The sequence below is a fragment of the Pedobacter lusitanus genome (assembly GCF_040026395.1).
Taxonomy (GTDB): Bacteria; Bacteroidota; Bacteroidia; order Sphingobacteriales; family Sphingobacteriaceae; genus Pedobacter; species Pedobacter lusitanus.
The window spans coordinates 4,390,546-4,402,474 of the sequence record NZ_CP157278.1 but is presented as its reverse complement, the minus strand read 5'-3'; the positions used below and the strand labels follow the sequence as shown (position 1 = coordinate 4,402,474).

General features: G+C 38.1%; 11 protein-coding genes. 7 read left to right on the top strand and 4 right to left on the bottom strand.

The window, feature by feature from the left end; genetic code table 11:
* Positions 1-132: 132 nt before the first annotated feature.
* The 3 genes from PL_RS18850 to PL_RS18840 all read left to right on the top strand — a co-directional run bounded on the left by PL_RS18850 (position 133) and on the right by PL_RS18840 (position 3,854).
* A complete protein-coding gene (locus PL_RS18850) occupies positions 133-396 on the top strand; it encodes a hypothetical protein (protein ID WP_160292101.1) in 264 nt (87 codons plus the stop codon).
* A 50-nt stretch (positions 397-446) separates the two neighbouring features.
* Positions 447-2,675, top strand: coding sequence for a cation:proton antiporter (locus PL_RS18845; protein ID WP_041882325.1), 2,229 nt, complete (start codon positions 447-449; stop codon positions 2,673-2,675).
* A gap of 141 nt (positions 2,676-2,816) precedes the next feature.
* On the top strand, positions 2,817-3,854 hold the full coding sequence (locus tag PL_RS18840) for a hypothetical protein (protein WP_041882328.1): 1,038 nt from the start codon (positions 2,817-2,819) through the stop codon (positions 3,852-3,854).
* A 9-nt stretch (positions 3,855-3,863) separates the two neighbouring features.
* Here the strand turns inward: PL_RS18840 and PL_RS18835 are convergent, their stop codons facing one another.
* Positions 3,864-4,481: a LysE family transporter gene (locus PL_RS18835; RefSeq protein ID WP_041882329.1), complete on the bottom strand. Its 618-nt coding sequence runs from the start codon at positions 4,479-4,481 to the stop codon at positions 3,864-3,866.
* Positions 4,482-4,567: 86 nt separating this feature from the next.
* Entirely contained in the window at positions 4,568-7,387 is a 2,820-nt protein-coding gene (gene uvrA, locus PL_RS18830) for an excinuclease ABC subunit UvrA (protein ID WP_041882331.1), read from the bottom strand.
* Between the two features lie 266 nt (positions 7,388-7,653).
* On the opposite strand from uvrA, the gene PL_RS18825 reads away from it, so the two are divergent.
* From PL_RS18825 to recA, 4 genes are all read left to right on the top strand, one after another.
* Positions 7,654-8,229 carry an RNA polymerase sigma factor gene (locus PL_RS18825; RefSeq protein WP_041882334.1) on the top strand — a complete coding sequence of 192 codons (576 nt, stop codon included), beginning with the start codon at positions 7,654-7,656 and terminating at the stop codon, positions 8,227-8,229.
* Positions 8,230-8,375: 146 nt separating this feature from the next.
* The gene (locus PL_RS18820; protein ID WP_160292102.1) at positions 8,376-8,573 is read left to right on the top strand and encodes a hypothetical protein; all 198 of its coding nucleotides are present in this window, start codon (positions 8,376-8,378) and stop codon (positions 8,571-8,573) included.
* A 63-nt stretch (positions 8,574-8,636) separates the two neighbouring features.
* A complete protein-coding gene (gene nth / locus PL_RS18815) occupies positions 8,637-9,305 on the top strand; it encodes an endonuclease III (protein WP_041882339.1) in 669 nt (222 codons plus the stop codon).
* A 124-nt stretch (positions 9,306-9,429) separates the two neighbouring features.
* Complete coding sequence (gene recA, locus PL_RS18810; protein ID WP_200890736.1) at positions 9,430-10,443, top strand: recombinase RecA; 1,014 nt, start codon at positions 9,430-9,432, stop codon at positions 10,441-10,443.
* A 216-nt stretch (positions 10,444-10,659) separates the two neighbouring features.
* On the opposite strand, the gene PL_RS18805 is transcribed toward recA, so the two are convergent.
* Entirely contained in the window at positions 10,660-10,839 is a 180-nt protein-coding gene (locus tag PL_RS18805) for a hypothetical protein (RefSeq protein ID WP_041882340.1), read from the bottom strand.
* Between the two features lie 25 nt (positions 10,840-10,864).
* The gene (gene tsaD, locus PL_RS18800; protein ID WP_041882343.1) at positions 10,865-11,866 is read right to left on the bottom strand and encodes a tRNA (adenosine(37)-N6)-threonylcarbamoyltransferase complex transferase subunit TsaD; all 1,002 of its coding nucleotides are present in this window, start codon (positions 11,864-11,866) and stop codon (positions 10,865-10,867) included.
* Positions 11,867-11,929: the final 63 nt, after the last annotated feature.

The window sequence follows — 11,929 nt, the reverse complement described above, 5'->3', positions numbered from 1 at the left end:
TAAAATAAACGCCTCTTTTTTTGTATATTTACGATAATGAGGCGTTTTTTAATGATTATCACAATCTTTTTCATAACGAATTCATGCTTTGCCTTAAAGCCTGAGCCTGCTCTCACTGCCAGTCTGCGGGGTTTGGAAATTAAACCAGTTTCTCTTCATAATCTGTTTAATAAAACACAACAGGAAGACGTATCTAATCTGAATGAAGATGATACAACGTATCCTACGCTGATCCAGCAGAGTCTGAATAAACAATATATAGTTAGTCTGCAGTTACTCCGTCTGCCTGAGAATAAAACAGTCAGTAATACTCCATTCAAAATTTACAATGCACAAACGCATTTCTTTTATAATTTCATACACGATTTTTTGTATCCTAAGCATGTTTTCTGGTAATGTAGTAATGCAAATCCATTAACCCGTTTTTTTACAATTAAATATTACGTATGCTTCACCTACCCGTATTAATAACTGATTTAGGTTTAATACTCGCTGCAGCTGGAATTACAACCCTGCTTTTCAAAAAAATCAAACAACCACTGGTATTAGGTTATATCCTGGCCGGTTTACTGGTTGGCCCACATATTAAATTTGTCCCTACAGTTACAGACAATGACAGCATTCATATCTGGGCCGAAATAGGAGTTATTTTCCTGCTATTTAGTCTTGGACTGGAATTCAGTTTTAAGAAACTGGTTAAAGTTGGCGGTTCAGCTTCCATAACCGCTATTGTAGAAGTTGTCTGCATGCTTCTGATTGGCTTTGTTGCCGGAAAGGCAATGGGCTGGGCAACTATGGACAGTATATTTCTTGGAGGTATTCTATCTGTATCTTCTACCACAATTATTATACGCGCCTTTGAAGAATTAGGTGTCAAACACAAGAAGTTTGCTGGTCTGGTTTTCGGTGTTCTTATTGTCGAAGATCTTGTAGCTATTTTACTTTTGGTCCTGCTTTCTACATTAGCGGTAAGTCAGCAATTTGCCGGAACAGAAATGTTCCTCTCTATTCTCAAACTCTTTTTCTTCCTGATTTTATGGTTTATAGGTGGTATTTTCCTTGTTCCATCCTTTCTTAAGGCCACAAAGAAATTAATGAACGACGAGACCATGCTGATTGTCTCTATTGCTTTATGTCTGTTAATGGTATTATTAGCTGTAAAAGTAGGTTTCTCTCCTGCACTCGGGGCTTTTATTATGGGTTCAATTCTTGCAGAAACCACACAGGCAGAAAAAATCGAGCATCTTACTAAATCAGTAAAAGACCTATTTGCTGCTATATTCTTTGTTTCAGTAGGGATGTTAATTGATCCGAGCATCCTTATAGATTATGCAGTCCCAATTCTGGTGATCACTATAGCCACAATTCTGGGTAAGTTTCTGAGTTCAGGTTTAGGTGCTCTGGTATCGGGTCAGCCGCTAAAAACCTCTGTTCAAACCGGGATGAGTTTAGCCCAGATCGGGGAGTTTTCGTTTATTATTGCTACCCTTGGTCTGACACTGAAGGTAACCAGTGATTTCCTGTATCCGATTGCTGTAGCTGTTTCTGCAATTACCACTTTTACTACCCCCTATCTGATTAAAGCATCAGAACCATTTTATCTTTTTCTGGAACGTACCCTTCCAAAAAGCTGGGTTGCTGCAATTAACAGATACAGCTCCAGTACCGCAGGGATTACGGCAATGAGTGATTGGAAAACACTGCTAAAATCCTATACTTTCAATACCATTATTCATTCGGTAATCCTGATTGCGATTATTTTTTTAGGTTCACGTTATCTGCACCCGTTTATTACAAAAAATCTGGTTAATGGCAATAATGGAATTATTATCAGTCTGATAGTTTCGCTGATTATTATGGCTCCTTTTTTATGGGCACTGGCCATCAGAAGAATTGAGAGGAAAGCCCATTCCCATTTATGGCTGAATAAAAAATATACCCGGGGGCCACTAATCGCTCTTGAGGTACTGAGAGTAGCCTTAGCCTTATTTGCTGTATGTTTTCTGATCTTCCAGTTTTACAATACCTGGATCGCTATTGTCATCGCGCTTGCCTTAATTATTAGCGGGATGATTATTTTCTCCAGGAAACTACAGGCATTTTATGACAGACTGGAACATCGCTTTCTCTATAATCTGAATGCGCGCGAAGAGCAGAACAAACAACCAGAGATATTACCCTGGGATACCCACCTAACAGAATTGACTATTGCTCCTGAATCATCACTTGTCGGAAAGTCTCTGATAGAACTGGCCGTCAGAGAAAAATACGGAGTTAATATTGCTCTTATTGAAAGAGGAAATATGATGATCCCTACTCCCGGACGTGATGAAAGGTTATATCCCAATGATAAAGTAATGCTGATCGGGACAGATGATCAACTGGCAGCAGTTGGTGAACTCTTTAAAGGAACTACAAACGAAAACCAGGAGAGTACATTTCCTAAAAAGGATATGACATTACAAAAGATCGTTATAAACGCCTCTTCACCTGTATTTGGCCAGACCATTCGCGGATCCGGAATCAGAGAGAAAACACAAGGATTAGTTGTTGGTATTGAACGAAATGGCGTGCGTATCCTCAACCCTGATTCTGATCTCATTTTTGAAAATGAAGATATCGTCTGGATTGTGGGCAATATTAAAAAGATCCCGGATCTGCTAAAGAAAAGCTGAAAATGCTTAAGCAAACTGAATCCCTGAACTTTATAGTCTCTGGCCTGTCCTAAATTATTTTTTTGTTTATTCAATTAAACCAGTAGCTTCGTTAAGCCTGAATCGTATTAAAATTATGGTTCAGGCTCAACCAGCCAGTTAATGAAGATAGACCAGGAAAAGAGTGATTTTTTAGATGAAATGTTGGAGCATTGGAAGGAAGAAAACCTGCTCACCTCCAGTGATGTTGAGAAATTAAAAGCAAGTTATGAGGCCAAGTCCTTCGACTGGCGCCGGCTTGCCCAGTATTCTTTTTGGGTGGCAATGGCTTGTGGTGTAATCTCTCTTGGTGCATTACTGATCGACAATAAATTCCTCGATTATCTAAAGAATCTTTATGATACTCCCAACAGTATTATAAGCTTAATCTCTGCAGTCGCAGCTGGTATACTTTACAAAATAAGCTTTACCCGAAAAAAGACTCTGCCTATGCAGGTATTCAGTAACGATGCTATTATTTTTACTGCTGTAATGCTTACTGCAAATGCTATAGCCTATATGGGGAAGGCTTTTGATAAAGGAGACGGGCATTTCTCTATACTTATCCTGCTCTCTGTAATAATCTATGGAATATTAGCCTATATCTTTAATTCACGCCTCATCTGGATCTTTGTTCTGATTTCCCTTGGAGCATGGTTTGGGACAGAGACTGGCTATCTTTCCCGTGATAATCTATATTTTCTGGGGATGAATTATCCTTTAAGATTCGTCGCCTTTGGCTTCGTCCTAACTGCTTTATCCCTTTCTTTGAAAAAGGTTAAAGTCTTTACCTACTTTTATGATACTACCTATATCTGCGGAATGATTTATCTTTTCGTTTCCCTGTGGTTAATCTCTGTATTTGGTAATTTCGGCACGCTGGACAAATGGTATACCATCAAGCAGATAAGTCTTTTCTACTGGGCTATTATTTCGGCAGTTGCTTGTGTAACCAGTATTTTTATTGGATTAAAGTATAGGGATGATATAGCCAGAGAATTCGGAATTACCTTTCTTTTCATCAATCTCTATACCCGTTATTTTGAATATTTTTGGGACAGCTGGCATAAAGCCCTTTTCTTTAGTGTGCTGGCAGCTTCCTTCTGGCTTATCGGACGTAAGGCTGAAAAGATCTGGAATGTAGAATTCCTTAAAAAATAGGGAGTCCTTTTATTTCAGATAAACGAGTCCCAGCTTGATCACATGATAAATAGAAAGTGCAAAAAATAGAATTGCAATGGCTCTGTTAACGACATAACTGCTTAGTGCAAACTTTGTCTGAATGTACTGTGCAAATCTGGCAAAACCATATAAGGCTACCCCTGCACCAATTCCTGACCCAATGCTGAACACTGTCAAAGAAAGATAGCCAATATCAATCCACTCATGAGAAATCAGATAGGTTCCTACAAATAACCAATAAGGGATCTGCATCGGATTAAGCACACCTAGTAACATACCATAACGGATACTGTCCTTCTTCGAATAATCAGCCTTAGGCATTTCCTTTCTGGATCTCCAGGTAATTATTCCTAATACTGTGAACATCACAATCATGACAACATCAATATAATTACCGACCTTAATTTCACTCGATAACCATTGTACAAACCTCATTACACCGAATGTAAACAGCACCTCAATACAGGAGAATGCCAGAATGAAATATAAAGCTTGTTTTATTCCACGGGTGATGGTAATCTGTACAACCGTAAGGTTAATGTTTCCGGGAGGAATATAACCTATCGAATTAAGAATTATTCCTAGGAATAGGGTTAGAAAAAGCATGCGCTAATATAAAGATTTAATTGATCTGTAGTATTGGTCATTGTCTGGCTAATGATACCTTCATTAGCCAGACATGATATTACACGTTAATTATCAGCCAAAGATGGCTTCAGATGCGGCAGTAAATATTTTGCTGTATACGAATCTTTTGCGTGAATAAGATCTTCAGGTGTCCCTTCAAAAACGACATTCCCTCCTTTATCACCACCTTCCGGTCCAATATCAATCACCCAATCCGCAGATTTGATCATATCCATATTATGCTCAATTACTAAAATAGTATTCCCCTGTTCAATCAGCGTATTCAATGCAATCAGTAATTTTTTGATGTCATGAAAGTGAAGCCCAGTAGTAGGTTCATCAAAAATGAACATCGTTTTACTTGCACTGTTTCCTTTAATTAAGAACGATGCCAGTTTAATCCTTTGTGCCTCACCACCTGACAATGTATTGGAAGACTGCCCTAAATGGACATATCCCAATCCCACATCAACCAGTGGTTGCAGTTTATTTAAAATTTTAGGATCATTCTTAAAAAATTCTACTGCTTCATCAATGGTCAGATCCAGGATATCAGCAACATTTTTATCCTGATAGGTTACATCCAGAATCTGTTGTTTAAATCTGCGGCCACCACAAGCCTCACAAGGCAGATAAATATCCGCCATGAATTGCATTTCTATTTTCACTTCACCTTCCCCCTGACAGACGTCACAACGTCCGCCTTCTACATTGAAAGAAAAAGCAGCTGGCTTTAATCCCGCAGCTTTAGCGACAGGTAAAGCAGAGAACAATGCACGAACATCATCCCATGCCTTTACATAGGTAACCGGATTTGATCTCGAAGAACGCCCTATAGGATTCTGATCTACCATTTCTACCTGACTGATCAGCTCATAGTTACCAAATATACCATCATATAATCCTGTCTGCTCTCCAGCATAATTACCTATTGCTTTTTGCAGTGCAGGATAAAGTATTTTCTTAACCAGACTCGTTTTACCAGATCCGGAAACACCACTCACAACAGTAAAGACACCCAATGGAAATTTCACCTCTATATTCTTAAGGTTATTCTCTCTGGCTCCTTTAATCAGAATATGGTCAGCCCATTTTCTGCGCTTTACAGGAATTGCTATACTTTCTTCGCCTGACAGGTATTTTCCAGTCAGACTCTTGTTGTCCTTAATAATTTCTTCATAGGTACCTGTGAAAACCAGATTCCCTCCTAAAGTTCCAGCTTCAGGACCAATATCTATAATATGATCTGCAGCACGCATCATCTCCTCCTCATGCTCAACCACGATTACCGTATTGCCTACATTACGTAAAGACTCCAGTACACCAATCAGCTTATTGGTATCCCTGGGATGCAGACCAATACTGGGTTCATCCAACACATAAATAGATCCAACCAGGCTACTGCCTAATGAAGTTGCGAGGTTAATACGTTGCGACTCACCACCAGAAAGTGTATTTGATAACCTGTTCAGTGTCAGATATCCTAATCCTACATTATTCAGGTAAAGTACCCGGCTGGTAACTTCGGCCAGTAAACGTTTTGATATCTTTTCGTCTGTTTCAGAAAGCTCCAGATTATCAAAGAAATCCTGTATAACAGACAAAGGCATTAATACCACGTCCACTATAGATTTCCCACCGATCTTTACATAGGAAGCATCTTTACGCAGTCTTGATCCTTTACAGTCAGGGCAAATAGTTTTTCCGCGGTAACGTGATAACATGACTCTGTACTGAATTTTGAAAGTTTGTTCTTCTAATTCTTTAAAGAAAGCATCCAGTCCTTCAAAATATTTATTTCCGGTCCAGATTAACCGTTGTTCTTTTTCAGTAAGTTCATTAAAAGGTCTGTGAATAGGAAAGTCAAACTTCGCTGCATTTTTGATCAGTTTATTTAACCATTCCCGCATTTTCTCTCCGCGCCATGGAGCAATAGCGTTATCGTAAAGGCTTTTACTTTTATCAGGTACAACAAGATCTTCATCTATGCCGATTACATTTCCATAACCTTCACATCGTTTACAGGCACCATAAGGATTATTGAAACTGAAGAAATTTGGGGTTGGTTCCTCAAAACGGATACCATCCAGTTCAAAACGATCGCAGAAATGTGTGATTTTCCCTTCATGTTCTACATAACAATCACCCTTACCTTCAAAGAAGGCAGTCTGAACGGAATCCGCCAGTCTGCTCATCGTTTCATCATCCTCATGAAAAACGATGCGGTCTATCAGAATCTTAATCGTATCAGCGTCTTTAAGTTCAGTATCCTTAAATTCCACATCCTCCAGAACAGTTTCTATTTTATGCACAGTATCACCGATATAAACTCTCAGGAATCCTTTTTGCAGTAAAACAGCAAGTTCTTCTTTAATTGACCGGTTATTATGCGGATGAAGCGGACAAAAAATCGTCGCTACACTATCCTCACCCAGCCGGGATACAAAATCAACGACAGTACTTACGGTATCTTTCTTAACAATTTCACCCGATTCCGGGGAAATGGTTTTGCCAATTCTGGAAAAAAGCAATTTAAGATAATCATAAATCTCCGTTGAGGTTCCGACAGTAGATCTTGGATTGGAGGTAATTACCTTTTGTTCAATCGCAATTGCAGGGGCAATACCTTTAATGTAATCAACATCCGGCTTATTCATCCTGCCCATAAACTGACGGGCATAAGAAGAAAGGCTTTCGACGTATCTTCTTTGTCCTTCAGCATAAAGCGTGTCAAAAGCCAGGGAAGATTTCCCAGAGCCGGACATTCCAGTGATGACAACCAGTTTATTTTTAGGTATTGCAACATCAATATTTTTGAGGTTATGTACCCTGGCGCCCTTTATAATAATGTTTTTATGTGGATCTTTCTCCGTTTCCTTACTCATTTACTTCCTTATAGGATTTGCTAATATAACCCAAAAAACACAAAATTAGTTTGTAGGGAGGGTGCAAAAATACGGCTCTTTGAACTAATTTAATTTTTTTTACTACTTTTATTCTTGTAATCTGATAAAAAAATGCTTCTTTTGAACTTGTAAGCCAATCAATTAAATCACCAACTTAAAAAATCATAGGAGAACCACTATAGCAAAAACATCTACTCAATCTTTTTTAGCACACCAAAGCAAAGGAATTTAGTTTAGATAATCCTATGAAGTTACAATCATATAGTGATCAGGAGTTAGTGAAGTTATACCTAAAAGGAAATGAATCCGTTCTCGAAGAACTGTTGAACAGGTACAAATCCAAAATATACACTTCCATATATTTATTAGTCAAAGACCAGTACTTAGCAGAAGACATTTTTCAGGATGCCTTCATCAAAGTAATCAATACACTCCGTTCAGGAAGATACAATGAAGAGGGTAAATTCTTACCCTGGGTAATGCGTATTGCGCATAATTTAGTCATCGATTATTTCAGACGTGAAAAACGCGCACCGGTTATCACCAGTGCAGACGGCACTGATGTGCTTAATATGCTGCAGATCCATGAGGAGAATGCAGAAGATAAATTATTAAGAGAGCAGACACATACCGATCTTAGGGTATTGATCCAGCTTCTTCCCGATGAACAGAAAGAAGTACTCATCATGCGTCATTATGCAGATCTTAGTTTTAAAGAAATAGCAGACCTTACAGATGTCAGTATTAATACAGCATTGGGAAGGATGAGATATGCACTGAGTAATCTTCGCAAAATGATGAAAGTGAAGGAAGTAACCTAAATACGGGTTTATCACTCATCAGGGATATATTTTTATAATTGTAGTGCGCCTGAGTACAAGAAAAACAGGCATCACGAAAAAACAATATGTTCTGATGAAAATAAATGTTGAATTGTTTCGTTAAATTAGAAAACAAAAACAGTTTAATGCTTATGATAACAACCTCTACTCCTATTTCAAATTCACACTACTTAAATCAGCATGCTGAAAATATAAGTAGTGAGTATTTCAACGACCTGGATTTAATGTTTTACGAAAGCATTAAATCACAGATGGACTTGTTGAATAAGAACCCTGATGAGGAAACTATTTCCAAAATCCTGGCTTACTCCAAGTCACTGTAATTGACTTAAAAAAAAATTAAGCTGCCTTCAGGGCAGCTTTTTTTGTTTTATCTTTGTCCCACTATGCTCAAAAAAGAAAGATATAAACAATTTGTAGCCTATTTTTCTGCTAAACAGCCTGATGCTGAAACAGAACTCCATTACAACAATCCTTTTCAATTACTGGTAGCCGTCATTTTATCTGCTCAGTGCACTGATAAAAGAATCAACCAGGTTACACCGGCCTTATTTCAGCGTTTTCCTGATGCAAAGGCACTGGCCGAAGTAACCCCCGACATTGTTTTTGATTATATAAGGAGTGTAAGTTATCCGAATAACAAGGCAAAGCACCTGGTAGGCATGGCAAACATCCTGTTAAATGAATTCAACAATGTGGTTCCTTCGGATATTGACCAGTTACAGAAAATGCCGGGAGTAGGCCGTAAAACAGCCAACGTTATTGCATCTGTAATTTACAATGCACCGGCAATGGCAGTAGACACCCATGTATTCCGTGTAGCTAACCGTATTGGGCTTACCAACGGAAAAACCCCACTTGCTGTAGAAAAAGATCTGGTTAAATATTTACCGGAAGAAACTATCCACGTGGCACACCACTGGCTGATACTTCATGGAAGATATGTGTGTGTTGCACGCTCACCAAAATGCAATATTTGCGAAATCACTTCGATCTGCAGATACTACGAGAAGTTAAACAAACCGGCTAAAGCTATTAGCCAGACTGAACACTAAATTCAATATTTTTAGATATTTTATTATTTATTGAAAAATATTACTTAATATTGCTAAATAAATTAGTATAATTACTACGATATATAGTTTTAAATATTTTATATTTACGACCTAATTAAATAAGATGATCCCAAACCCAGATAAATTAAAAGCATTACAACTTACACTAGATAAGTTAGAAAAATCTTACGGTAAAGGTGCCGTGATGAAATTAGGTGATACTCCTACTGAATCTATTGAGTCTATCTCAACCGGCTCTATCAGTTTAGATATTGCTTTAGGTATTGGTGGTGTACCAAAAGGACGAGTAATTGAAATTTACGGTCCTGAATCTTCAGGTAAAACAACTTTGGCAACCCATATCATAGCCGAAGCACAGAAACAGGGCGGTGTGGCAGCATTTGTTGATGCAGAACATGCTTTTGATAAATTCTATGCTAAAAAGCTGGGTGTAGATGTAGACAATCTGTTGATTGCACAACCAGACAATGGTGAGCAGGCATTAGAGATTGCAGACAATCTGATCAGATCAGGAGCTATTGACGTAATCGTTATTGACTCTGTTGCTGCTTTAGTACCAAAAGCTGAGATTGAAGGTGAAATGGGTGATTCTAAAATGGGTCTTCAGGCACGTTTAATGTCACAGGCATTGAGAAAGTTAACAGGAACAATTGCTAAAACAGGATGCTGCTGTATTTTCATCAACCAGTTACGTGAAAAAATTGGAGTGATGTTCGGTAACCCGGAAACAACAACCGGTGGTAACGCATTAAAATTCTACGCGTCAGTACGTCTTGATATTCGCAGAACATCTCAGATTAAAGATTCTGATGAGGTTTCAGGTAACAGGGTAAAAGTAAAAATCGTTAAAAACAAAGTTGCACCTCCTTTCCGTATTGCTGAATTCGATATCATGTTTGGTCAGGGAATCTCTAAAGTTGGTGAAATCATTGACTTGGGTGTAGACTTCAACATTATCAAGAAAGCAGGTTCATGGTTCTCTTATGGAGAGACCAAATTAGGACAGGGAAGAGATGCTGTCAAGCAATTATTACTGGATAACCCTGAATTAGCTGATGAGATCGAAGCTAAAATCAGACAAGAAGTAACTGGTGAGAAACTGGAAGAATTATTATAATTCAACGGGCTGCAGATAAAAACAGCTTCAAATAAATAAAAAGCGGCATACCTTATTGATAAACCCCAAAAGTTTTTGTCCAACTTTTGGGGTTCACTTCATATCGGTATGCCGCTTTTTATTTATAGGCTATTCACCATGTACATAATGATGATTACCTGCTCCATCATCAAATTACCAGGGCATTATCCCCAATCCTATTAGTCTCAGCAGAACCTATGGATTCATAAACTTCATATCAACATTAACCGCCACATAAGCAGCGATAAATATAGCAGCTACTAATACGACAAGACCGATATAATTCTTATTCTTATCCTGCTTAATCATCCAGATCAAAAGCAAAATAAAGGGGATCAACATCATGCCAAAAAACAAAAAACTCATTGAACTCATAACAAAAAATTAGTATGATTAATATTTAAAACTCCATCCTTGATGCAGGAGCAATGTCCTGACCAACAAATTCCTTATTTATAAATTTGTAATGTCCTGCAATCGCAATCATCGCAGCATTATCCGTACAATACTCAAATGCCGGAATAAAAACCTTCCAGCCCAGCTCTACTGATTTCTCTTCAAGCGCTTTCCGTAATCCAGTATTCGCGGAAACACCACCAGCAATAGCAATCTCTTTAATATGATATTGCTTCGCAGCTTTTTTCACTTTATTTAACAGAATCTGGACTATACTATGCTGTACAGATGCACAAATATCGTTCAGATTTTCTTTTATGAAATCAGGATTTTCCTTTTCCCGAGCCCTGATAAAATATAATATTGCCGTCTTTAAACCACTAAAACTATAATTGAGATCTTTAATCTGAGGTTCAGGAAATTTATAGGCCAGCGGATTCCCAAGAGCAGCGTGCTTGTCAATAAGCGGACCGCCCGGATAAGGGAGATTTAAGATCTTGGCCGTTTTATCAAAAGCTTCTCCGGCGGCATCATCCAGAGATTCCCCTACGATCTCCATATCAAAGAAATCTTTGACTAGAACAATCTGCGTGTGCCCACCTGAAACTGTTAAGCACAAAAATGGAAATGAAGGCTTTGGGTCATCAATAAAATGAGCAAGAATATGCGCATGCATATGATTCACAGCTATAAGAGGTAAATCCAGAGCCAGGGCAAATGATTTGGCAAATGACACACCTACCAATAAAGACCCCAATAGTCCTGGTCCTCTGGTAAAAGCTATGGCATTTATATCCTTTTTACTAACTTTAGCATCGATTAATGCTTGTTGAATAACCGGTACAATATTTTGCTGATGTACTCTTGAAGCTAATTCAGGAATTACACCACCATAATTTTGATGAATAGTTTGGTTTGCAATAACATTGGCAGTAATTTTGCCGTTAGTACAAATAGCAACAGAAGTTTCATCACAAGAGGATTCGATAGCAAGTATTACTGACACGTTGATTATTATTAAGCTACAAAACTATCAAAAAACTATTAAAAATACTTCTTTGGTTTATTG